The following is a 22,501-nucleotide window of genomic DNA, read 5'->3' as shown; positions in this document are numbered from 1 at the left end:
TGCGATTCGCGAAGGCGGCCACACGGTCGGCGCCGGCGTTGTCACGGAAATCCTCGACTAACGAAGTAATGTCGGTTGAGAGCGACGGCGGCGGTCGAGCAGAACGGACCGCCGCTGTCCTCCACCTTCGACGTTTGAAAATCGACCCGAATACATGGCTACGCAGCAGAAGATTCGCATCAAGCTGAAATCGTACGACCACACGCTCATCGACAAGAGCGCGGAGAAGATCATCCGCACGGTGAAGCAGACCGGTGCCGTGGTCAGCGGCCCGATTCCGCTCCCCACGGAGAAGAAAGTATACACCGTGCTGCGTGGTCCGCACGTGGATAAGAAGAGCCGCGAGCAGTTCGAGCGGCGGCACCACAAGCGCCTGATTGACATTCTTTCGTCGAGCAGCGACACGGTCGACGCCCTGATGAAGCTCGAGCTCCCCAGTGGAGTCGACGTGGAGATCAAGGTGTGACCCGACGACGACCGCCCGGGCCTGGCTTTACTGGCCTGTTCGATCCCGCCGCGCACACATGCGGCTACGGATTGATCCGAGTTGCTATCCTGCTGGCCCTTGCTGCATGCTGGGCCGGGTGCGATAGCGGGACGAGCAAAAGTGAGAGCCAGTATCGAGCCCTCACCGGAACGTGGGAAGTCGTGAGCCTCCGGGCGAGCGGCGTCTCCTACACGACGGAGATCGGCACACGATACGACTCGCTTCAGATGACATTTGCGGACTCCACGGCAGGACGGACGTATGACCTGCAGGGAACGCAAGATGCCCGGGAAATACTAGCGGTATCGGGACGCGTTCAGCTCCTCGATGTAGAGAGCATTGCTCTCACGAGTGGCCTTCCCGACCCCGTTTTACTGACGTACGACATTACACAGAGCCGCCGAGCGACATTGACGGTTCCGCCGGGTCCCAACACCGGGGCCGACGGATTGCTCGAAACGCTTCTGCCACAGGGTAGCTGGGCGGAATCGCAATCCGTTGAACTTCGGCTTGAACGGCTGTAGGCTCACCGCCGCAGCCGCTCCCGGCTCCGAACCATCGCCATTGGCACCACCCTACGAAACGATTCACGACCATGAGTAGCGGACTGATCGGAAAGAAAGTCGGAATGACGAGCGTCTTTGATGACCGAGGCAATAACATTGCCTGCACGGTGATCGAAGCCAGCCCGAACGTCGTGACCCAGGTCAAGACGGAAGACGGCCCCGACGGTTACGACGCCGTCCAGCTCGCCTTCGACACGAAGAAGGAAAAGAACACCACCAAAGCCATGCAGGGGCACTTTGCTTCTGCTGGCACGGAGCCGAAACGCACCCTCGCCGAGTTCCGCAACTTCTCGCACGAGGTCGAACTCGGCGACGAAGTTCGGGTCGAGGATCTGTTCGAGGAAGGTGAGACCGTCGACGTCGTCGGCGTGTCCAAAGGTAAAGGCTTCCAGGGCGTTGTGAAGCGCCACGGCTTCGGCGGTGTCGGTATGCGAACGCACGGACAGTCGGACCAGCAGCGACACCCCGGTTCGATTGGTGCCTCCGCGGATCCCTCTCGCGTCTTTAAAGGCACGCGAATGGGGGGACGGATGGGCAGCGACCGGACGAAGGTTCAGAACCTGCAGGTGGTGAAGGTGATGCCCGACCACGATGCGATCCTGATCAAAGGATCTGTGCCTGGTGCCAAAAACAGCTACGTGGAGATTCACAAGAAGAAGCTTCACGAGAAATAACCACGGCGCCGCCAACCCGCGGTACGAGTGCCCGTTTCCCAACGAGTGCCTGCCGAGCACAACGCCCTCCCGGGCTTGCTTGGCTCAGCGCGGGGCGCCGCGATTCGACATACAGCAGCGATCCGAGAGCAGGCGGAATGATGCCGGATACTGGCACCGCAGCTCTCGCGCAGCGACGGACTGAGAACCTCAAACGATAGCACGATGGAAGTCGAAATTCTTCAAGATGACGGGGCGGCCTCGGGGCGTTCGGTGACGCTCGACCCGACGATCTTCGAGATCGAGCCCAACGACCACGTGATCTGGCTGGACGTCCGGCGGATCCAAGCCCATAAGCGCCAGGGGACCGCGAAGACGAAGCAGCGCAGCGAGATTCGCGGGTCCACCCGGAAGCTCTACCGCCAGAAAGGCACGGGTAATGCCCGGGTTGGTGACGCGAAGTCGCCGATCCGGCGTGGTGGAGGTCGTGCTCATGGTCCGCAGCCGCGGAACTACCGCCAGAACCTGAACAAGAAGACGAAGCGCCTCGCGCGCCGCTCTGCACTGTCTTACAAGGTGCAGGACGAAGCCATCCATGTCGTCGAAGATTTCGAGCTCGACACGCCGAGCACCAAGGCGGTCTCGAACATGCTCGATAGCCTCGACCTCGCGGACAGCAAGGTGCTGATCGTCACAGGCGGGAACCAGCCGACCTTGTACCGCTCCGCGCGGAACCTGCCGAAAGTAAACGTGCAGGAGGCCGGAAGCCTGAACACCATCGATATTCTGGACGCTGAGGCCATCGTCCTGCAGGAAGGCGCTCTCGAAGAGATCACCCGCGTGCTCTCTGTCGCGCAGCCTGCGTAAGCGACCGCCTCAACCGACCGACGCGTGTGGGGATGCCCCGCACCACCCATTGATCCATAGTCATTCGCCGAGTCATGAGCAAACGCGTCCTCATCCGACCGCACCTGACGGAGAAATCGTATCAGCTCCAACAGGACGGAAAGTACACGTTCGTCGTCCACCTGAAGGCGTCGAAGCCGGAAATTCGTAGTGCCGTGGAGAATCGTTTCCCGGGGACCATCGTCACCGATGTTCGCACCATGGTGGTGCCGGGCAAACGTCGGCGCCAGTTCCGCCAGGGGAAGATGATCGAAGGCCGCACGTCCGGCTATAAGAAAGCCGTCATCACCCTCGACCCCGACGGCGAGCAGATCGAGATTAGCCCGGATATGTAATCCCGCTCGGACGGAGCCGTACGGCCCGGAGCACGCCCGCGACACTCTTTGCTCACCCTGTCTCAGCGACACAACGGTAGCATGCGCACCGCGCACTGCGCCGAGAACGACGAGACTGAAGCCACTTGAATCACCATGCCGATTAAAAAGCGCAAGCCGACGACCAACAGCCAGCGCCAGTACTCGGTCTCAGGTTTCGACGAGATCACGACCTCGGAGCCGGAGAAGAGCCTGCTGGAGCCGCTCAAGAAGAGCGGAGGTCGCAACAACCAGGGCCGCATGACCATGCGGTACCGTGGTGGTGGACACAAGCGCCGCTACCGTAAGATCGACTTCAAGCGGAACGACAAAGACGGTATTCCCGCCCGCGTCGCGACGATTGAATACGATCCGAACCGCTCGGCCCGGATCGCTCTTCTCGTCTACGCCGATGGTGAGAAGCGATACATCATCGCGCCGGACGGAATCGAGGTTGGCCAGACAGTCATGAGCGGTCCGCAGGCGGAGCCGGAACTTGGAAACTGCCTCTCGCTCCGTGACATCCCGCTCGGTACGGTCGTCCACTGCATCGAGATGAAGCCGGGGAAGGGTGCGCAGCTCGCACGCGCCGCCGGAACCGAAGCGCAGTTGACGGCGCGCGAGGGCAAGTACGCCACGCTCTCGCTACCGTCGGGTGAGACCCGTCGCGTCCCAGCAAGTTGCCGCGCCACGGTTGGTACGACCAGTAACGTCGACCACATGAACCTCCAGCTTGGCAAGGCTGGACGTAAACGTTGGCTCGGTCGCCGTCCCCGCACACGAGGCGTCGCAATGAACCCGATTGATCACCCGATGGGTGGTGGTGAGGGGCGAGCCTCCGGTGGACACCCGCGTTCCCGTAAGGGCGTGCCTGCGAAGGGCTACAAGACTCGCAAGCGCAACAAGGACTCCAACAAGTACATCATTCGGCGCCGGACCGAGAAGAAGAACCGCAAGCGGAAGTAAATCATCTGCCGAGCGGGCGGGCATTCTGGCCCGCTTCTCGGCAGCCTGTATCCCGCAGCGGCCCCGGCCGTCCCGACATACGCCGAACACTAGCAGCCACACCCGACATGCCCCGTTCTCTACGTAAAGGACCATACGTTTACTACAAGCTTCAGCGCAAAGTTGACGCGCTGAACGAGTCCAACAAGAAGAAGGTCGTCAAGACCTGGAGTCGCGACTCCCTCATTACTCCGGACTTCGTCGGCCACACCTTCGCCGTCCACAACGGACGCCAGTTCATCCCCGTGTACGTCACGGAGAACATGGTGGGGCACAAGCTCGGGGAGTTTGCTCCGACGCGTACCTTCAAGGGGCATGCGAAGTCGAAGGTGGACAAGCGCACGCGCCGCCCGTAACGGACTCGGGACGGACCGACGACCCTTCGCGGCCTCGCGTGCTGCGCGGCCTAAGACGACGAACCTGTAAGGACATCGAGACATGGAAGCACGAGCGATTCGTAAACACATTCGGAGCTCCCCGAAGAAGGTGCGCCGCATCATCAACCTGGTGCGCGGCAAGACCGTCCCGGAAGCGATTAGCATCCTGGACTTCATGCCGCAGCGTGCAACTGAGCCGGTTCAGAAAACGATCTGGTCTGCCTTCTATAACCTGCTCGATCAGGAGGAGGAGCGTTTCAACCAGGGCGAGGTTGTGATCAAAGAGATTCGCGCCGACGAAGGCCCGACGTTTAAGCGCTACCAGCCCCGCGCCCGGGGACGCGCTGCACCCATCCGGAAGCACACGACGCACCTTACGGTGATCGTCGGCGTGCCACAGGAGGCTCCCGAAGCCGAAGCAGACGTCGCATAGCGTCGCCACCCTTTTTCGCGCAGCGCCGGACTCCGGCCTGCGCCCGCACGCCGACCGCCCGAACCTTGATCGGTTCCACGGTGCGGACGCCGCCCGATCGGCGGAACGCGTGCACACATGATTTACCACCGACCTTTTTCGAAATAAGAGTCACGAGGTACACCCTTGGGTCAGAAAACACATCCGGTCGGATATCGCCTTGGCGTCATTCGTGGTTGGGATTCCAACTGGTACTCCGAGGACGATCTCCAGGACAAGCTCGTCGAAGACGAAGAGATTCGTCGCTACCTTCACGCTCGACTCCGCCGCGCTGGCCTTAGCCGCGCCGTGATCGAGCGGACGCCGAAGCGCGTCATTCTCACGCTTCACACCAGCCGTCCCGGCGTCGTTATCGGTCGGGGTGGATCCGAGGTGGAGAAGCTGCGTGAGGAGCTGAAGAAGCTCACGGGCAAGGATATCCAGATCAACATCTCCGAGATCAAGCGTCCCGAACTGGACGCCACGCTCGTCGCGAAGAACATCGCGCAGCAGCTCGAGGGACGGATCAGCTTCCGCCGCGCCATGAAGCAGGCCATGACGGCTGCCATGCGTATGGGCGCCGAAGGGGTTCGTATCCGCGTTGCCGGGCGTCTTGGCGGCGCCGAGATGGGCCGGACCGAAGAGTATCTCGAAGGCCGCGTTCCGCTACACACGATTCGCGCCGACATTGACTTCGCGCGTGAGACGGCCTACACCATCTACGGCACCATCGGTGTCAAGGTGTGGATCCACCGCGGCGAAATTATTGGTTCGCCGGATCTAAGCCCGAACGTGCAGGCGCAGCAGCGTAAGCAGATGAAGCGCCCGTCGCGTCGTCGCCGAGGAGGAGGCCGCAACTAGTAGGCGGTCGCCTTGTGACCTGACCGGATCGGACGCTCCGTCTCGGTCCTCGCACCATTCACGACCATTCAGTGCGCGCATCGCTCTCGGCACTCCATGCTAGAGCCGCGCGCCGCAGCAAACCGACGAACTGATGCTACAGCCTAAACGCACCAAGCACCGTAAGGCCCAGCGCAAGCAGGGGATGAAGAAGGGCAACGCCTCGCGCGGGACCCGGGTCAACTTCGGCGACTTCGGACTGAAGTCGCTCGAGAAGGGCCAGATTACGAGCCGCCAGATTGAGTCTGCGCGTGTGGCGATCAATCGCTACATGAAGCGGGCTGGAAAGGTCTGGATTCGGATCTTTCCCGACAAGCCGGTGACGAAGAAGCCTGCCGAAACCCGCATGGGTAAAGGTAAAGGTGCGCCGGAGTTTTACGTGGCGCCCGTTCAGCCCGGCCACATTCTCTTTGAGGTGGGCGGTGGTGTGACACGGGAGGTCGCGAAGGAAGCGCTCCGTCTCGGCCGCCACAAGCTGCCGGTGAAGACGAAGTTCGTCGAGCGGCCCGGCTACCACGAGTAACGCCAAACGGCCGACCGCAGGATGGTCTCGGTGCCACGGGCATGACCGCCCGCCGACTGACCGGATTGCATACCACAGACGTTGAGCATCCAAGGGAGCACGACACAACCCATGCTGAAAGCAGAGAAGATTCGCGAGTGGGATACGAAAGAGATCCGGGCTCGCATTGAGGAAGAGGAGGAGGAACTGGAGGAACTCCGGTTCCGCCACGCCACAGGCCTGACGGAGAGCAACCCGATGTTGCTTCGCACGAAGCGACGTGACATCGCCCGCCTCAAGACCGTCCTGAACGAGAAGCAAGCGGAAGAGACGGCGTAATGGCCCGGCTCTGCGTTCTGCCTCGTACTGCGAGTCCGGACGTGAGACTCTACACCGATTTACGCATCCCGAATTGACCTGGCGCAAGACTGAGACGCGCCGACAACAGAACCGAGACGACCCATGGAGCACACCCCTGAAACAGCAGATACCACGCGCAACGCCCGGAAGGAACGGGTGGGCGTCGTCGTCAGCGACAAGATGGATAAAACCATCACCGTGTCGGTGCGGCGGCAGATGAAACACCCGATGTACGGCAAGTACCTCGAACGCTCATCGAAGCTGATGGTGCACGACGAGGACAACACCGCGGGCGAAGGGGATACCGTTCGCATCATGGAGACCCGCCCGATCAGCAAGAACAAGCGGTGGCGTCTGGTCGAAGTTGTCGAACGCGCCAAGTAACCCCATCTCGCAACCACGCGCCCGAGACTAAATGGGTGTGTGCGTCGAGCGCTCCCGGTCGCGGCCGATCGAAGTTGGCCCGATGGAGGCGCACCATCATTGAAACACGTAAGGCGAAGGAACCATGGTTCAGCAGGAAACACGACTTAAGGTAGCGGACAATAGTGGCGCCAAGGAGGTGCTGTGCATTCGCGTGCTCGGTAGCAGTGGGCGCCGGTATGCTGGCGTCGGTGACCGCATTGTCGTCTCGGTGAAATCAGCGATTCCGGGCGGCAACCTGAGCAAAGGCGATGTAAGCGAGGCCGTCGTCGTCCGTGCCCGCAAGGAGAGCCGTCGTCCAGATGGCACCTACATTCGCTTTGACGAGAACGCCGCGGTGCTGATCAACCCACAGGGTGAGCCTGTCGGCACGCGTGTGTTCGGCCCGGTGGCCCGTGAGCTCCGCGAGAAACAGTTCATGCGCATCGTCTCCCTGGCCCCAGAGGTCCTGTAACGACACTATACGTAGGGCTCGATCACGAGCTCGGCGTCGATGTGCTGCTTTGAACGTTAGAATTCCTATTGCTATGCCGCGTAAGAAAAACAGCCAGAAGAAACTCCACGTCAAGAAGGGCGACGAGGTGATGATCAACAAGGACATCACTGGATACAACTTCACCGAGAAGGGGACGACCGGACGTGTCATCGAGGTCTACCCCGACAAGGAGCGTGTGACAGTGGAAGGCGTGAACATCCGCGTGTTTCACGAGCAGCCGAGCCCCTCGAATCCGGATGGCGGTCGCGTTGAGCGCGAGGTGCCGATTCACGTGTCCAACGTGAACCCGATCGACAGCGACGGCAACCCGACCCGGATCGGCCGCAAGCAAATTTCCGATCCTGAGACCGGTCAGTCGCGCTGGGTTCGATACGCGAAGACCACCGGGGAAGAGCTCGACAAGTAAGCCTTCCTGGGGACGCCGGAGCGGTGTCGACGACATCGTGATTGATTGAATCATCGATGCACCCGGAACTCCCCTTAGACAGCCCCCATTTTCAACGTCTGCAACGGCGATGGATAAATCGGGACGGATCCCGCCCCGACACGCACGTTGCACCCGGCTTCGCCGGTTCGAGAACCGAAGATAACCAGTAGACCATGGCTACCATCCCTCGACTTAAAGAGCGCTACAACGATGAGGTGCGCGCCGAACTGAAGGAGAAGTTCGGATACGACAACGTGATGGAGGTCCCGCGCCTCGCCAAACTTGCCATCAATAAGGGCGTGGGCGAAGCCGCAGAGAATCAGAAGGTTCTCGACGACGCGGTGGAGGAGATCCGTAAGGTCACCGGTCAGCAGCCGGAGATCACCCGCGCGAAGAAGAGCATCTCGAACTTTGGGCTTCGTAAGGGAATGCCCGTCGGCGTCCGCGTGACGCTGCGCGATGCCCGGATGTACGAGTTTCTCGATCGCCTGATCACGCTGGCGCTGCCGAATATCCGTGACTTTCAGGGTGTGCCGGACCGCAGCTTTGATGGGCACGGGAACTACACGCTCGGCATCAGAGAGCAGACCATCTTCCCTGAGATCGACATGGATAATGTTGATCGCATCAGCGGCATGGACATCACGTTCGTGACAACCGCTGAGAACGATGAGGAGGCATACGCGCTTCTGAAGGGGCTCGGGATGCCGTTCGTTCGCCGCGGAGAGGAGGAAGCCGCGTAACCCCGACCCCCGCGCCGGACGACACCGGCCCGCGACAGATTTTCGACAACGCACAACGACACTGACATGGCGAAGAAGAGCTGGATCGCGCGTGAAGAGAAGCGCGAACGCATGCACGAGCAGTACAAAGAGAAGCGCCAGAAGCTGAAGGACGAAGGCCGCTGGGTTGAGCTTCAGAAGATACCGAACAATGCCAGCCCCGTACGGCAGAATAACCGCTGCCGGATTTGCGGCCGCGCCCGTGGCTACATGCAGGCCTTTGGCGTCTGCCGTATCTGCTTCCGTGAACTGGCCCTGGAGGGCAAGATTCCGGGAATCCGCAAGTCCAGCTGGTAACCCGATGTTACCGGCGGCTCGCACCGGCTGTGGAGACGCTCTGCCGCCGGGGTCCCGACGATCACCGAACCGCGAAACACCACGACTGAGATGAGTGCCGTAAACGATCCCGTCGCTGATTACCTATCCCGCATTCGAAACGGGCAGCAGGCGAACCACAAGTACGTTGACATTCCCGCTTCGAAACTCAAGCGTGCGATTACGCAGATCCTGCTTGAGAAGGGGTTCATCAAGAACTACCTCAACGTCGAAGATGGCAAGCAGGGGCGCCTGCGCGTCTATCTGAAATACGACGAGGAGACGGGGGAGCCCGCCATCCGCACGCTTCAGCGCGTGTCGACGCCCGGCCGCCGCGAGTACCGCAACGCGCAGAATCTGCCGCGGGTCAAGAACGGCCTGGGCATCGCGATTCTGTCGACATCGCGCGGTGTGATGAGCGATAAGGAAGCTCGTCGCTTCAACGTCGGAGGCGAAGTCTTGGCAACGGTATTTTAAACGCCGCCCTTACTGCGCCAGCCTTCTGGCCGCACGCCGGTGTCCTCGGGTCAACATCCTGGACGGCACCCGGCTTACGGCTCCGCCCGGAGGCAGGTCGTACAGCGACTCTTCTCCGGTGCGCACCCATTTTACACCCTGCAACACATAGGTTCATCTCATGGCTCGTATAGGTAGCAAGCCAATCCAACTTGGCGACGGCATAAATGTCGACGTCGATGCGAAAAACTTCGTCACCATTAAGGGTCCGAAGGGAGAGCTTTCCCAGCAGGTCGACCCGGATATGGACGTTACAGTCGAAGACGGAAGCATCGTTGTGAACCGTCCGACGGATCAGAAGCGCCACCGCTCGGTGCACGGGCTGACGCGCTCCCTTCTCGCCAACATGGTGGAAGGCGTCGAGAACGGATACAAGAAGGAGCTGACGATCATCGGGGTCGGCTATCGTGCGTCCGTGAGCAACGGCACGCTCGAACTCGCCCTCGGCTACTCGCACCCGATCTTTTTCCTCCCACCGGACGAAATCGACATCAGCGTCGATAGTGGTCGTGGCAAGAACGACGTTATCGTCATCGAAGGCATCGACAAGCAGCTTGTCGGCCAGGTTGCAGCGAAGATTCGCAGCCTTCGCCCGCCGGAGCCGTACAACGGCAAGGGTGTTCGCTACGTTGGTGAGCATGTACCGCTGAAAGCCGGTAAGACTGCTGCTCGATAGCGTCGCCCCCCGTTTCACGCGGCCGTTCGTATCGCGGGCGGTCTCGTGGCAACGGTCGAGCCGACATCGCAGGCCGACAGCAGGCCGGCGGTCAACTGGCTTCGACCCACCAAACTTCCGCGCCGATCGATATGGTCAGGCGCACGCCGGACGCGCAGTCTGGTTCGACGAAATGTGCATTACAACACGGAACTGTAGCAATGGCCAAGGGCAACAAAGAAACCGCCGCGCGCCGCAAGCGCATCCACGCAAGCATTCGGTCGACCATTATGGGTACGCCGAGCCGTCCCCGGCTGTCGGTGTACCGGTCGAACAAGTACATTTACGCGCAGCTCATCGACGACTTCGATGGGCACACGCTCGCTTCGGCGTCGAGCCTCGAAGACGGCGTTGACGGAGACGACCCGACGGACGAGAGCCGGAAGGTGGGCGAAATCCTCGCCGAACGTGCCAAGGAGAAAGGCATTGAAAAGGCGGTCTTCGACCGAAGTGGCTATAAGTACCACGGCCGAATCAAGGCCCTGGCGGAAGGAGCCCGTGAAGGCGGCCTTCACCTGTAATTGAGCACGTGCGCTGCACCGCCGGACTACATCGGTTGGCGCGTCGCACATGACGTCATTTTTGCACTACGCACGAACCCACCATCATGGCAAAGAACAGAAGAAAACGGGTCAACGCCGATAAGCGGCAGGAGAATTGGGTGGATCGCCTTGTGGCGGTCAACCGCGTCTCGAAGGTCGTGAAGGGCGGTCGCCGGTTCTCGTTTAACACAGTCGTTGTCGTCGGCAACGAAGACGGACTCGTCGGCGCTGGCCTCGGTAAGGCAAACGACGTGTCGAGCGCGATCTCGAAAGGAGCGGAGGACGCCAAGAAGAATCTCGTCCGCGTTCCGATTCGTGACGGCACGATCCCGCACGAAGTGATTGGTCAGCAGGATGCTGGCCGCGTCCTTCTCAAGCCTGCTGCACCAGGTACAGGTGTTATCGCCGGTGGTGGTGTACGTGCCGTGCTCGAGTGCGCCGGTCTTTCCAACGTGCTATCGAAGTCGCTCGGTACGTCGAACCCGCACAACCAGGTTGCGGCGACGATCAACGCGCTCGATAAGCTTGAGGATGCCATCGAGGTGGCTCGCCGCCGCGGCATCCCGCTGGAGAAAGTATTCAACGGGTAAGGCAGGCCCGCCGACGCGACCGGGGAGGAAGGGGTACAGCCCCTGTGAACAAAGCTCCGGTCGCGTACTCACCATCCCTGCGAGCCGGCGACACGCGTCGCCCCTCGCCTCATCGACCAACGACGTAACGCGATGGCTACACTGAAAATCACGCAGGTCCGAAGCACGAACTCTCGCTCGAAGAAGCAGCGGGACACGCTGAAGGCCCTCGGTCTGCGTAAGATCCGCCAGACCGTCGAGCAGGACGACACGCCGCAGATTCGCGGCATGATCCGCAAGGTGGCTCACCTTGTAGACGTGGAAGAGCTCGACGCGTAAGGTCTTTGCCGCAGTGATCGCCCGACCAGGCGTGTGGAGAACAGCCGTTTGGCGCTTCTCATATTCACTGCTACGACATCTCGACATCTCTACTCATGCGAGTTCGCGTCCACGCTCCGGAACGTCCGGCCGCGTCGGTGCGAGCGCCAGCCCAACGACACTGATTATGGATCTCAGCAATCTCAAGCCCGCAGAGGGCGCCACGAAAGATAAGCAGCGTCTCGGACGCGGCGTCGGTTCCGGTCGCGGTGGACACCAGTCCACGCGCGGCGACAAGGGACAGAGCAGCCGGTCCGGTTCGAAGAACCGCCCGATGTGGTTCGAGGGGGGCCAGATGCCTCTCTACCGCCGCCTCCCGAAGTTCGGCTTCACCAACAACTTTCGCGTGGAGCCCAGCATCGTCAACGTGTCGCGCATCGCGCGTCTCGTGAACGACGGTCGGATCGATGCATCCGAACCGGTCACGCCGGAGGTTCTCGATGCGGCTGGCGCCATCCGCGATCCCGAATACGTCAAGATTCTCGGTGACGGCGAGATCGACGTTGCCCTCGAGGTGTCGGCGCATGCCTTCAGCGAGAGCGCAAAGAAAAAGATCGAGGATGCGGGTGGATCGGTCACCGATCTCGACGCGTAACCTCTAATCCGTCGGCTGACAGTCTCGCCATCATCGGGACCGTCGGCCGACCGGGTTGCCCTTTCCCTCTATCTGAATCAGACGACGTGTTCGGCTCGCACCGCGGTACCCGAGCACAGACCGACGGACGTTATGGCTGGATTCGCCGAAAGTATTCGCAACATCTGGGAGATTGAGGACCTGCGGAACCGCATCCTGTATACGCTGGGTCTTCTCGTAGTCTACCGCTTTGGGACGTATGTTACGCTCCCGGGCGTCGATGCTGCGACCCTGACCGACATTAATGCGGCATCCGGAGATGGTGGCATCTTCGGCTTCCTCGACATGTTCGTCGGCGGTGCGTTCCGCCAGGCGGGCATATTTGCGTTGGGAATCATGCCGTACATTACCGCCTCGATTATCATCCAGTTGATGGGAGCGGTCGTCCCGTACTTCCAGAAGCTGCAGCGTGAGGGAGAGGACGGTCGCCGCCGAATTACACAGTTGACGCGGTATGGCACCGTTGGAATCACGGCGCTGCAGTCGATCGGTTATGCGATCAACCTGAGCTACGGTCAGACGGGGAGCGCGATCGTGATCGACAAGACGCTATTCATGATCACGACGGTTCTCGTTCTCACGAGTGGTACCGTCTTTGTCATGTGGCTCGGCGAGCGGATCAGCGAGAAGGGCATCGGGAACGGGATCTCTCTCGTCATTATGGTGGGTATCATTGCCTTCCTGCCGCAGTCGCTCTTCAACGAGATCGACATCAACGGCGACAACATCTTTATCGTCCTGATCGAGGTCGGCGTCTGGGTACTCGTTACCGCAGGGGTTGTGCTCGTCTCGCAGGGTATGCGCCGGATTCCGGTGCAGTATGCGAAGCGAGTCGTTGGACGGAAGTCCTTCGGGGGCTCGACGCAGTATCTCCCGATTCGCGTGAACGCGGCCGGTGTGATGCCGATCATTTTCGCCCAGTCGATCATGTTCATTCCGAGCACCTTCGCGTCGTTCATGCCGGATAACGAAACGGCACAGCAGATCGGCGCCTGGTTCGGCCAGATCGACAGCGTTGGCTATTCTGTGCTCTTCTTCGTGATCGTTGTCTTCTTTACCTACTTCTATACGGCGATCACGGTGAACCCACAGCAAATGGCGGACACCATGAAGCGTCAGGGTGGATTTATCCCTGGCATTCGACCGGGTAAGCAGACGAGCGAGTTCATTGATACGATCCTGACGCGGATCACGCTGCCGGGATCGGTCTTCCTCGGATTCGTGGCGATCCTGCCGTCGTTCGCTATGGCATTTGGCGTGACGCAGGGCTTCGCGATGTTCTTCGGAGGAACGAGCCTTCTGATTCTTGTCCAGGTGACGCTTGACACGCTGCAGCAGATTGAAAGTCATCTGCTCATGCGCCACTACGACGGCTTCATGAAGAGCGGTAAGATGCGCGGCCGTCGCGTGTGATCGCCGTAGAACGAGTCCGTGTCCGAATGGGTGACGGCCCCAGGTTTCGGTGATGCCTATGAACCTGTTCCAGCGGTTCGTCCAACGAATAAAAGGTGCTTTCATGATCCAACTGAAGAGCCAGCGCGAGATCGACCTGATGCGCGAGAGCGCCGATCTCGTGGGGCGTACGCTCGGTAAAGTTGCTGAGTACATCCAGCCGGGTGCGACGCTCGAAGAGCTCGACGCCATCGCGGAAGACTTTATTCGAACACACGATGCCGAGCCCGCATTCAAGGGCTATCAAGTTGGGGATAACGTTTTTCCGGGTACGCTCTGCACGTCCGTGAATGACGTGGTGGTGCACGGCATCCCAAACGATTACACGCTTCAGGAAGGCGATCTGCTTTCCGTGGACTGCGGAGTGAAGCTGAACGGCTACTACGGCGACAGCGCTTACACCTTCGCGGTAGGGGAGATCGATGACGCAGCACAGGCCCTATGTCAGACGACGTACCGGGCCTTGCATCTGGGTATCGAACAGGCCATTGTTGGTAACCGGATCGGAGACATCGGGCACGCTGTCGACGCCTACTGTTCGGAACGTGGATACGGCGTCGTACGCGATCTGGTCGGACACGGTATCGGAAAAGAGCTGCACGAGAAACCGCAGATCCCGAACTTCGGAAAGCCTGGATCGGGCCGGAAGCTTAAGCGCGGACTCACCGTCTGCATCGAGCCCATGGTTAACCAGGGCACGGCATCTGTAGATGTCGACGCTGATGGCTGGACGATCCGAGCCGCGGACGGGAAGCCTTCTGCACACTACGAACATATGATTGCGGTGGACGAGGATGAGCCGCAGATCCTCACCACGTTCGATTACATCGAGGATGTGGTCGACCCGCCCTACGAGACGAAAACATCTGTCACACACAACACCACAGCTAATGGCTAAGGAAGAAGCCATCGAACAGGATGGAGAAGTCATCGAGGCTCTCCCGAATGCGCAGTTTCGCGTCAAGCTAGAGAATGGGCACGAGATTCTCGGCCTCCTCTCGGGCAAGATGCGGATGAACTACATTAAGATCCTCCCAGGCGATCGGGTCAAGGTGGAGCTTTCCCCTTATGACCTGTCGAAGGGCCGGATTGTGTATCGCTATAAGTAAGACCGAGCTCACTCACAGTTTTCTGGGGCGTAGTCGTCCCGACGAACACCTGTGAGCGGCCGATGGAGGCGCGTGTCAAAATCAGGCACAGTCTTCATGGAGGTACTGGTGCCGAGCCTGAACCTTTCCGGATGCGATGGGGTATGAACGTGTCTGGAGTGGCACCGCCGAGAAACCGGTGGTGCGGCAGAGGTGTCACCGCTAGCGAGAAGGCATCAACTGATTCTTCTCAACGGGTCATTCCACCAAACGATTACAGCCGGTTCGCCCGACCCGTACGTGCATCGCCGTCCTACGTAGAAGTGGGAACGTCGGGCACGGTCACGACCGCTCAAAAAATGAGAGCGAGTCGCAGGGGGATCCCGGCCGCATCTCGGTCTGGCGCGTCTGTTTCGCAGTCATGACCTGGATGACGGAGGCTACAGTCTCTCGATCCTGAGAGGCGGAGTGCCGCTAACCATTTGAGAGCACGCATAACCGAACCCATTTATGCCACGTATTGCAGGAGTTGACGTACCGGATCACAAGCGCGGAGAGATCGCGTTGACGGATATCTACGGTATCGGGCGATCCCGAGCCCAGGATATTATCGAACGTGTCGGTATCGACCTCGAGAAGTCCCCTCGTGAGTGGACGGAAGACCAGACGCGCCAGGTGCGCCGTATCATCGAGGACGAGTTCACCGTTGAGGGACAGCTTCGTACGGAGGTGCAGATGAACATCAAGCGCCTCATGGACATCGGCTGTTACCGCGGGCTGCGTCATCGTAAAGGTCTCCCCGTGAACGGGCAGCGCACACGTACGAACGCGCGTACTCGTAAGGGGCGTCGCAAGACGGTTGCCGGCAAGAAAGCTGCACCGCGCAAGTAAGCTCAGCTTTGGCGCGGCGTGCCGAGCGATAACATGGCTCGTGTCGTGCCAGGCATTTGTGCGAGCGCTTCGCGATAGCGATGTACGGCGTTCGTATGGGTTCCTGTAGATCTCCGATCGTCTGCGCCGCGGGCTCTTCCGGGTGCAGAGACGTAACACATTGTATCGAATCGACTGACCACTATGGCCAAAGGAGGAAAGAAGCGGGGCAAGCGCTCCGCACGTAAGAAAAATGTCGTTGTTGAGTCGAATGGTCGTGCCTACGTGAAGGCGACCTTCAACAACGTCATCGTGACGATTACCGATCAGTACGGTAACACCATCTCGTGGGCGAGCGCCGGTAAGATGGGTTTCAAAGGTAGCCGCAAGAATACGCCATACGCCGCACAGAAGGCGGGCGAAGCTGCTGCACAGGAAGCCTACGATCTCGGCCTCCGCCGCGTAGACGTCTTCGTGAAGGGGCCTGGTTCCGGTCGTGAGGGCGCGATCCGCGCCATGTCGGAGGTGGGCATTGAAGTTGCGACGATTCGCGACGTCACGCCTCTCCCGCACAACGGCTGCCGTCCTCCGAAGCGCCGCCGCGTTTGATTTTTCGATTCTAGGAAGGCGGTTCGGGCCACGGGCTCGGACGGTGCTTCCACCCCATATTTCTCGAAATACGAAACTCGTCTCCCTCACACATGGCTCGTTACCGAGGCCCCAAGCAAAAAATCGCACGTCGCTTCAAGGAGCCGATCTTCGGCCCGTCGAAAGCGCTGGAGCGGAAGCCGTACCCCCCGGGACAGCACGGCCGTCGCCGTCGCCGTCGCGAGAGCGAATACGCGGTTCAGCTCAAAGAGAAGCAGAAAGCAAAATACACATACGGTCTGCTCGAGAAGCAGTTTAAGAACCTCTTCGATAAGGCATCGCGCCAGGAAGGGGTGACCGGTGAGAACCTGCTGCTTCTTCTGGAGTCGCGTCTCGACAACACGGTCTTCCGTCTCGGAATTGGGCGCACGCGCCGACAGGCTCGCCAGTTCGTGTCGCACCGCCACATTATGGTGAACGACCGGATTGTGAATGTCCCGTCGTACGCACTTCGCCCGAACGACGTCGTGTCGGTTCGTCCTAAGAGCCGCAACCTCGAGGTTGTCAAGGACAATGTTCAGCGTCAGCGCCGGAACTTCTCCTGGCTCGACTTCGACCGGGACGCGATGAAGGGTAAATTTCTGGACTACCCGGACCGGCAAGACATTCCAGAAAACATAAATGAGCAGCTGATTGTCGAGCTCTACTCGAAGTAATCGGCCCGACGGCGACTCTGCGTGCCGACACGACGACCACTGCAGTTGCAGCGGCGTGGTGTCCACGCAAGTCGACCTCGACCGGCTTCGCGGCCACCTGCTTATACGGGAAGCGTGCGGCACGAAATAACGTGACCGAACGACTGCTTTCCACGCGTTTGTTGAAAATCTCTACCGAACCGAGCGTATGAATAACTACGGGATTCAGATGCCGGAAGGCGTCCAGGTTGACGAAGCCTCGGACACCTCGGGGCGTTTTATCGTCGAACCGCTCGAACGCGGTTTTGGCGTGACAATCGGCAACGCCCTTCGCCGGGTGCTGCTGTCGTCCCTCCGCGGCCTCGCCATCACCGCTATTAAAATCGATGGGGTCCAGCATGAGTTCTCCACGATTCCGGGCGTCACCGAAGACGTCTCGGACGTGATCCTTAACTTGAAAGAGGTTCGCTTTAAAAGCGAAGAAGCTCAGGAAGGACACCTTCACCTCAGCCTCGAAGGGCCGGGTAACTGGACGGCGGCAGATATTGCCGACGCAACAGCCGAATTTGAGGTGCTGAATCCGGACCTCCACATCGCGACGCTTGCTGAGGACGCGGTTGTGAACGTCGACCTCCGCATCGGCAACGGACGTGGGTATGTGCCGTCCGAGGAAAACAAGCGCGAAGATGATCCGATCGGTGTGATCGCGATCGACTCCATCTTCACGCCGATCCGCAACGTGAAGTACTCGGTCAAGCCGACGCGTGTCGGTCAGCGCATTGACTATGAGAAGCTCGCTATTGACGTCGATACCGACGGCTCGGTCACGCCGGAAGAGGCGCTTACGCAGGCTGCGAGCATCCTCCGCGATCATGTTAACTTCTTCATCAGCCTCGATGAAGAACCGGAGCCGGTCGTGGAAGAGCAGGAAGTGGACGAGGAAGTCAAGCGGATCCGCGAGCTGCTTGCGCAGCCTGTGGACGAGCTCGACCTCTCGGTCCGTTCGCACAACTGCCTCAAGGCAGCGAGCATCAAGACGATTGGCGACCTCGTGCGCCGCGAAGAAAACGAGATGCTCAAGTTCCGTAACTTCGGTCGGAAGTCGCTTCAAGAGCTCGTTGAAGTTCTTGACGACCGTGGCCTTGAGTTCGGAATGAACGTCGAAGAATACCTCGAAGAACAGGCCAGCACCTGATTCATCTCGACGGTTCGGACGAGGGCCTTCTACCGGGAGGCCCTTTTCCGTGCAGGTCGATCAAGGCCCTACGTTTACGGAACGGACTTCTGTTCTGCGTGTGGCGTCGCGCGTGGCTGCCCCCCGGCTGACGGGGACCGCAGCGCGCCAAGCGCCAACGGTACTGCACAACGCAAGACGCATAAGATTAAGATATGAGACACCGCAAGAAAGGAAAGAAACTCGGACGCACCAGCTCGCACCGGAAGGCGACACTGCAGTCGCTTTCCAGCGCGCTGATTGAGCACAAGAAGATCCGGACCACCGTTGCCAAGGCGAAGGCGCTCCGTCCCTTCATCGAGCCGCTCATTACCCGAGCCAAGGACGACACGGAGCATAACCGTCGTCAGGTCTTCCGTCGCCTGCAGAACAAGGAGGCCGTCAAGGAGCTCTTCAACGAGGTCGGCGTCAAGGTCGGCGATCGTCCTGGAGGCTACCTCCGCGTCGTGAAGCTGGGCAAGCGTAGTGGAGACGGTACGGAGGAGGCGCTGGTCGAACTCGTCGATTACAACGACGTGCAGCCGTCTACTGCAAGTAGCGGTAAGAGCCGCACACGTCGTGGAAGCGGTAAAGGCCATCGCGATGAAAACGAAGAGACAGAAGAAGCCGCAGCAGGCGCTGCGTGATCAGCCTTCTGAAGGATAGACGTTTGCCGAAGCACCGCCTCTGCTCAGGGGCGGTGCTTTTTTTGTCCGGCTCACGCCGCTGCTCGTAATCGATGGGCATGCAGGGCAAAATAATAGTAAACGTCGAGCGTCAATACCGCCTGGCATGAAGCTGCATGCAGAGAGACGCACGCGCGTTGTTTTATTCCACCTACAGGAGAATCGGATCCCGGACGAGGGGAGAAGGTGGGGTGAACCTTGCGAGTTTCCAAAGGTACCATACTACCCGGCACTTCGCACTTCCCGCCCTCTGAGTACATGATTCAAGCTTCGGCCGTCCTGCGCAAAGACGACCTCGACATGGAGCCGCAATACGTCGAAGGTCTCGAAAACCTGTTGGCGCATTGCCGGACGCACCTCCCCTCAGTCGACGAGGATCTTCTCCGTCGGGCCTTCAGGCTTAGCTACTGGGCACATCGAGACGACTGGCGTGCTTCTGGGGAGCGATACATCAGCCATCCTCTCGAGGTCGCAACGATTGTGGCCCGAGACATCGGGTTGGACGACCTGAGCGTCGCCGCAGCCCTGCTCCACGACGTGGTCGAGGACACGGAGCTCTCTCTTGACTTCATCGAGTCGGAGTTCGGCGAGACGCTCGCAACCGTCATCGACGGTCTGACGAAGATCAGCGGCGTCTTCGAGAGCCGTGAGCTGGGCCAGGCTGAGAATGTCCGGAAGCTGATGCTTTCGATGGCCACGGATCTGCGCGTCATCCTGGTGAAGTTTGCAGACCGTCTGCACAATATGCGGACGATTGATGCCCTGCCGAAGAAGAAGCAACTTAAGAAGGCGGGCGAAACGCTAGACCTCTTCGCTCCGCTCGCGCATCGGTTTGGACTGCACTCCATCAAGAGTGAGCTCGAAGACCTCTCGCTGAAGATTCTCGACCCGTCGGCGTATGAGCACATTGTCGAGACGATCAGCGACATGGCCGAGAAGCGCGACAAGTTTATCGCGGCCTTCATCGAGCCCATGGAGGAGCGGCTGGACGAAGAAGGGTATCAGTTTCAAATCTATAGCCGCGTCAAGAACGTCTATTCGATTCATCGCAAGATGAAGCGGCAGGACAAGCCGATCGATGAGATCTACGACATCTTTGCGATTCGGATTGTGCTGAATACGGACAACGAACTCGACGCTGATACGCGCGAGAAGAAGGGGAAGGAAGATTGCTGGCGCGTGTACTCCGTCGTCACGGATGTGTATAAACCGCTCCCGACGCGTTTCCGCGACTTCATCTCGAACCCGAAAGGCAACGGCTACCAGAGCCTGCACACGACCGTGCTCGGCCCCGGTGGCCGTCGGGTGGAGGTGCAGATTCGTACTGACCGGATGCACGAAGTGGCGGAAAAAGGGGTGGCCGCACACTGGCGCTACAAGGAAGGACGGAAGAACGTCGACGAGGAGATGGAGCAGTTCCTCGAATGGGTCCGGGACTTGCTGGATAGCCCGAAACCGGAGGAAGCGACCGAGTTCGTCGAGGAGTTTCGTCTGAACCTCTACGACGAGGAGATCTACGTCTTCACGCCGATGGGCGATCTGATGACGCTTCCAAAAGGGGCGACGCCGGTCGATTTCGCATTTAAGGTCCACACCGAGGTGGGCATGCAGTGCATCGGGGCGAAAGTGAATGGCAAGATGGTCCCGCTGTCACGCGAACTGCAGAGCGGCGACCAGGTCGAGATCATCACCTCCAAGAAGCAGCATCCGAATCCGGACTGGGAGAACTTCGTCCAGACGCACAAGGCCAAAAGCCGCATCCGGCACTGGAAGAACGAGAAGCGGCGGAAAACGGCGGAGCATGGCCGTGAGGTGTGGGAGAAAGCGGCCGAGAAGGCCCACCTGGAGGTCAGCGACCATGATCTTCAGCAGTACGCGCACGACATCAAGTTCCCGGATCTACGGCAGCTCTTCTATGAGATCGGTGCTGGGATCTACGATCCGCAGGACCTGATTGCCTACATCAAGGACGGAACGCTCGCCTCAGAAGAGGAGGAGCAGCATGACGAGGAGTCGCTGCGCGAGCAGTACGAGAACTTCCTCGAGACGGCACAGACCAGCGGCAGGCAAGCTCTGGTCATTGACGGGGAGATGCAGCGCGACATCAAGGTCAACTACTCCTCGTGCTGCAACCCGATTCCCGGGGATGACGTCTTCGGCTTTGTCAGCAAGACCGGCTCAATTAACATTCACCGGACGAACTGTCCGAATGCGACGGATCTGCTCAACAACCATCCGCATCGGATTCAGGACGTTGACTGGAGTCACCAGAAGGACGTGCACTTCGTCGCGGCGCTGCGGCTCATGGGGGAGGACCGAGCCAATATGCTAAATGACATCACGACGGTTATTTCGAAAAACTTGAACACCTACATTCGTTCGCTGACAATCGATTCCGAAGACGGTGTGTTCGAGGGGCGTGTAACGCTTCACGTGGCGGATCTGAAGCATCTGGAACGCCTCAAGGAACGTCTCAAGCGCATTGACGGCCTCTACGGAGTGTATCGTTTTGAGGAGTAAAAGAGACGCGCCGAGAGATCTCTAATCGGAAACGAAAACCGATTGTTGGGCCCGGAAAATCCGCCGGGTAGTGGTTGAAGATCCGGGTGATCCGGAATATGTTGTACTCGTTCGTAACTCATCGCGCCTCTCTTTTCGGGGAGCGCGCCTCGCTGCACGCTCATGGTTGCTTCAGGCACAATGTCCGATCGTCCCGAGACGCTGACAAAAAAAGATGTTGCGCGAAAGGTTGCGCAGCTCATGGATGAGCCCATTTACAAGAGTGAACCCTGGGTGAGTGCCGTGCTCACCGCGCTGGGCGATTTGCTCATCGAGGCAGATCCTGAGCGGCGAGTCGAACTTCGAGACTTTGGCGTCTTCGAGGTGAAGAAGACAAAGGCGAAACCCAAAGCTCGCAATCCGAAGACAAACGAACCGGTATTCATTCCGAGCCGACGGAAAACGCACTTTCGCCCCGGGAAGCGAATCCAGGAGGTTTTGAAGACGCCGCTCCGCGAGCTCGATTACGATATTCCTGAGGGTAGCGCGGATGCGCCAGACGGCAGCTCGACCAACCACTCATCCTGAGCGATCGCGTTTGTGAGTTTACTCGAATCAACTCCACGAGCAGTCGGCGTGGATATCGGCACAAAGCGGGTTGGGATTGCCCGCTCAGATCCCTTGCAGGTCTTCTCTCAGGTTCACGGCACATTTGCGCCAGAGGCAGCCGTGGAGGAATTGAAGCGGATTCACGAAGAGGAGGGAATCCGAATTCTCGTCGTTGGATGGCCGCTGTCTCTAGACGGCGAGGAGAATGACTCGACGGCTTTTGTGGACGAGTTCGTCGAGGAGCTTCGGGAGGTCATTTCCGGCGTCGACGTGGTCAGACAGGACGAGCGCTTCAGTTCGGAAATTGCGAAAGGCGCACTTCGAGAAGCAGGCGTCCGCCAACCTGGGCGGTATGACAAGGGCCGAGTCGATGCGGCCGCGGCTGCTGTCATTCTCCAGGATTACCTAGATGCCCGATAATACCGTTTCGACGTTAAGGTGTCG

Annotated in this window: 33 protein-coding genes; all 33 read left to right on the top strand. The window is 59.7% G+C overall.

Annotated elements, in window-relative coordinates:
- Positions 1 to 154 precede the first annotated feature (154 nt).
- The 33 genes from rpsJ (at position 155) to ruvX (ending at position 22,477) form a co-directional block, all read left to right on the top strand.
- Positions 155 to 466 (top strand): 30S ribosomal protein S10, encoded by a 312-nt coding sequence (gene rpsJ / locus CRI94_RS03610; protein WP_098074271.1) that lies wholly within the window; start codon positions 155 to 157, stop codon positions 464 to 466.
- The gene (locus CRI94_RS03605) at positions 463 to 1,011 is read left to right on the top strand and encodes a hypothetical protein (protein WP_143815280.1); all 549 of its coding nucleotides are present in this window, start codon (positions 463 to 465) and stop codon (positions 1,009 to 1,011) included. Before rpsJ ends, CRI94_RS03605 begins: the two co-directional genes overlap by 4 nt.
- Positions 1,012 to 1,082: 71 nt before the next feature.
- On the top strand, positions 1,083 to 1,727 hold the full coding sequence (gene rplC / locus CRI94_RS03600; RefSeq protein WP_098074269.1) for a 50S ribosomal protein L3: 645 nt from the start codon (positions 1,083 to 1,085) through the stop codon (positions 1,725 to 1,727).
- Positions 1,728 to 1,931: 204 nt separating this feature from the next.
- Positions 1,932 to 2,573 carry a 50S ribosomal protein L4 gene (rplD, locus tag CRI94_RS03595; protein ID WP_098074268.1) on the top strand — a complete coding sequence of 214 codons (642 nt, stop codon included), beginning with the start codon at positions 1,932 to 1,934 and terminating at the stop codon, positions 2,571 to 2,573.
- Positions 2,574 to 2,647: 74 nt separating this feature from the next.
- Positions 2,648 to 2,947, top strand: coding sequence for a 50S ribosomal protein L23 (gene rplW / locus CRI94_RS03590; RefSeq protein ID WP_098074267.1), 300 nt, complete (start codon positions 2,648 to 2,650; stop codon positions 2,945 to 2,947).
- A 135-nt stretch (positions 2,948 to 3,082) separates the two neighbouring features.
- Entirely contained in the window at positions 3,083 to 3,931 is an 849-nt protein-coding gene (gene rplB / locus CRI94_RS03585; protein ID WP_098074266.1) for a 50S ribosomal protein L2, read from the top strand.
- Between the two features lie 107 nt (positions 3,932 to 4,038).
- Positions 4,039 to 4,326 carry a 30S ribosomal protein S19 gene (gene rpsS, locus CRI94_RS03580; protein ID WP_098074265.1) on the top strand — a complete coding sequence of 96 codons (288 nt, stop codon included), beginning with the start codon at positions 4,039 to 4,041 and terminating at the stop codon, positions 4,324 to 4,326.
- An 82-nt stretch (positions 4,327 to 4,408) separates the two neighbouring features.
- On the top strand, positions 4,409 to 4,780 hold the full coding sequence (gene rplV, locus CRI94_RS03575) for a 50S ribosomal protein L22 (RefSeq protein WP_098074264.1): 372 nt from the start codon (positions 4,409 to 4,411) through the stop codon (positions 4,778 to 4,780).
- A gap of 165 nt (positions 4,781 to 4,945) precedes the next feature.
- Positions 4,946 to 5,659: a 30S ribosomal protein S3 gene (gene rpsC, locus CRI94_RS03570; protein ID WP_098074263.1), complete on the top strand. Its 714-nt coding sequence runs from the start codon at positions 4,946 to 4,948 to the stop codon at positions 5,657 to 5,659.
- Between the two features lie 133 nt (positions 5,660 to 5,792).
- Entirely contained in the window at positions 5,793 to 6,221 is a 429-nt protein-coding gene (gene rplP / locus CRI94_RS03565; RefSeq protein ID WP_098074262.1) for a 50S ribosomal protein L16, read from the top strand.
- A 111-nt stretch (positions 6,222 to 6,332) separates the two neighbouring features.
- Positions 6,333 to 6,539, top strand: coding sequence for a 50S ribosomal protein L29 (gene rpmC / locus CRI94_RS03560; RefSeq protein WP_245846057.1), 207 nt, complete (start codon positions 6,333 to 6,335; stop codon positions 6,537 to 6,539).
- Positions 6,540 to 6,662: 123 nt separating this feature from the next.
- The gene (rpsQ, locus tag CRI94_RS03555) at positions 6,663 to 6,944 is read left to right on the top strand and encodes a 30S ribosomal protein S17 (protein WP_098074261.1); all 282 of its coding nucleotides are present in this window, start codon (positions 6,663 to 6,665) and stop codon (positions 6,942 to 6,944) included.
- Between the two features lie 124 nt (positions 6,945 to 7,068).
- Positions 7,069 to 7,437: a 50S ribosomal protein L14 gene (gene rplN, locus CRI94_RS03550; protein WP_098074260.1), complete on the top strand. Its 369-nt coding sequence runs from the start codon at positions 7,069 to 7,071 to the stop codon at positions 7,435 to 7,437.
- A 73-nt stretch (positions 7,438 to 7,510) separates the two neighbouring features.
- Entirely contained in the window at positions 7,511 to 7,885 is a 375-nt protein-coding gene (rplX, locus tag CRI94_RS03545; RefSeq protein WP_098074259.1) for a 50S ribosomal protein L24, read from the top strand.
- A 194-nt stretch (positions 7,886 to 8,079) separates the two neighbouring features.
- The gene (rplE, locus tag CRI94_RS03540) at positions 8,080 to 8,649 is read left to right on the top strand and encodes a 50S ribosomal protein L5 (RefSeq protein ID WP_098074258.1); all 570 of its coding nucleotides are present in this window, start codon (positions 8,080 to 8,082) and stop codon (positions 8,647 to 8,649) included.
- Between the two features lie 66 nt (positions 8,650 to 8,715).
- Positions 8,716 to 8,985 (top strand): 30S ribosomal protein S14, encoded by a 270-nt coding sequence (rpsN, locus tag CRI94_RS03535; RefSeq protein WP_098074257.1) that lies wholly within the window; start codon positions 8,716 to 8,718, stop codon positions 8,983 to 8,985.
- 90 nt (positions 8,986 to 9,075) lie between these two features.
- A complete protein-coding gene (rpsH, locus tag CRI94_RS03530; RefSeq protein ID WP_098074256.1) occupies positions 9,076 to 9,480 on the top strand; it encodes a 30S ribosomal protein S8 in 405 nt (134 codons plus the stop codon).
- Between the two features lie 160 nt (positions 9,481 to 9,640).
- A complete protein-coding gene (rplF, locus tag CRI94_RS03525) occupies positions 9,641 to 10,195 on the top strand; it encodes a 50S ribosomal protein L6 (RefSeq protein ID WP_098074255.1) in 555 nt (184 codons plus the stop codon).
- Between the two features lie 200 nt (positions 10,196 to 10,395).
- Positions 10,396 to 10,755: a 50S ribosomal protein L18 gene (gene rplR / locus CRI94_RS03520; protein WP_098074254.1), complete on the top strand. Its 360-nt coding sequence runs from the start codon at positions 10,396 to 10,398 to the stop codon at positions 10,753 to 10,755.
- An 86-nt stretch (positions 10,756 to 10,841) separates the two neighbouring features.
- On the top strand, positions 10,842 to 11,366 hold the full coding sequence (rpsE, locus tag CRI94_RS03515; protein ID WP_098074253.1) for a 30S ribosomal protein S5: 525 nt from the start codon (positions 10,842 to 10,844) through the stop codon (positions 11,364 to 11,366).
- Between the two features lie 132 nt (positions 11,367 to 11,498).
- Positions 11,499 to 11,684 carry a 50S ribosomal protein L30 gene (gene rpmD, locus CRI94_RS03510; protein WP_098074252.1) on the top strand — a complete coding sequence of 62 codons (186 nt, stop codon included), beginning with the start codon at positions 11,499 to 11,501 and terminating at the stop codon, positions 11,682 to 11,684.
- Positions 11,685 to 11,850: 166 nt separating this feature from the next.
- Positions 11,851 to 12,318 carry a 50S ribosomal protein L15 gene (gene rplO / locus CRI94_RS03505; RefSeq protein ID WP_098074251.1) on the top strand — a complete coding sequence of 156 codons (468 nt, stop codon included), beginning with the start codon at positions 11,851 to 11,853 and terminating at the stop codon, positions 12,316 to 12,318.
- Positions 12,319 to 12,450: 132 nt separating this feature from the next.
- Positions 12,451 to 13,770 (top strand): preprotein translocase subunit SecY, encoded by a 1,320-nt coding sequence (gene secY / locus CRI94_RS03500; RefSeq protein WP_098074250.1) that lies wholly within the window; start codon positions 12,451 to 12,453, stop codon positions 13,768 to 13,770.
- A gap of 103 nt (positions 13,771 to 13,873) precedes the next feature.
- Positions 13,874 to 14,707, top strand: a complete 834-nt coding sequence (map, locus tag CRI94_RS03495) for a type I methionyl aminopeptidase (RefSeq protein ID WP_098074313.1) — start codon at positions 13,874 to 13,876, stop codon at positions 14,705 to 14,707.
- Entirely contained in the window at positions 14,700 to 14,918 is a 219-nt protein-coding gene (gene infA, locus CRI94_RS03490; RefSeq protein ID WP_098074249.1) for a translation initiation factor IF-1, read from the top strand. The genes map and infA overlap by 8 nt, the downstream gene beginning before the upstream one ends.
- A gap of 489 nt (positions 14,919 to 15,407) precedes the next feature.
- A complete protein-coding gene (gene rpsM, locus CRI94_RS03485; protein ID WP_098074248.1) occupies positions 15,408 to 15,788 on the top strand; it encodes a 30S ribosomal protein S13 in 381 nt (126 codons plus the stop codon).
- A 183-nt stretch (positions 15,789 to 15,971) separates the two neighbouring features.
- Entirely contained in the window at positions 15,972 to 16,376 is a 405-nt protein-coding gene (gene rpsK / locus CRI94_RS03480) for a 30S ribosomal protein S11 (RefSeq protein ID WP_098074247.1), read from the top strand.
- 92 nt (positions 16,377 to 16,468) lie between these two features.
- The gene (rpsD, locus tag CRI94_RS03475; RefSeq protein ID WP_098074246.1) at positions 16,469 to 17,071 is read left to right on the top strand and encodes a 30S ribosomal protein S4; all 603 of its coding nucleotides are present in this window, start codon (positions 16,469 to 16,471) and stop codon (positions 17,069 to 17,071) included.
- A gap of 187 nt (positions 17,072 to 17,258) precedes the next feature.
- Positions 17,259 to 18,245, top strand: coding sequence for a DNA-directed RNA polymerase subunit alpha (locus CRI94_RS03470; RefSeq protein WP_098074245.1), 987 nt, complete (start codon positions 17,259 to 17,261; stop codon positions 18,243 to 18,245).
- 194 nt (positions 18,246 to 18,439) lie between these two features.
- Positions 18,440 to 18,910, top strand: a complete 471-nt coding sequence (gene rplQ, locus CRI94_RS03465; protein WP_098074244.1) for a 50S ribosomal protein L17 — start codon at positions 18,440 to 18,442, stop codon at positions 18,908 to 18,910.
- A 297-nt stretch (positions 18,911 to 19,207) separates the two neighbouring features.
- The gene (locus CRI94_RS03460; protein WP_098074243.1) at positions 19,208 to 21,469 is read left to right on the top strand and encodes a RelA/SpoT family protein; all 2,262 of its coding nucleotides are present in this window, start codon (positions 19,208 to 19,210) and stop codon (positions 21,467 to 21,469) included.
- Positions 21,470 to 21,649: 180 nt separating this feature from the next.
- Positions 21,650 to 22,036 (top strand): HU family DNA-binding protein, encoded by a 387-nt coding sequence (locus CRI94_RS03455; protein ID WP_098074242.1) that lies wholly within the window; start codon positions 21,650 to 21,652, stop codon positions 22,034 to 22,036.
- Positions 22,037 to 22,048: 12 nt separating this feature from the next.
- Positions 22,049 to 22,477, top strand: a complete 429-nt coding sequence (gene ruvX, locus CRI94_RS03450; RefSeq protein ID WP_098074241.1) for a Holliday junction resolvase RuvX — start codon at positions 22,049 to 22,051, stop codon at positions 22,475 to 22,477.
- The last annotated feature ends 24 nt before the right edge of the window (positions 22,478 to 22,501 follow it).

The sequence above is a fragment of the Longibacter salinarum genome (assembly GCF_002554795.1).
In the GTDB taxonomy this organism is placed as follows: Bacteria; Bacteroidota; Rhodothermia; order Rhodothermales; family Salinibacteraceae; genus Longibacter; species Longibacter salinarum.
This window is presented reverse-complemented; position numbering and strand designations above follow the sequence as displayed.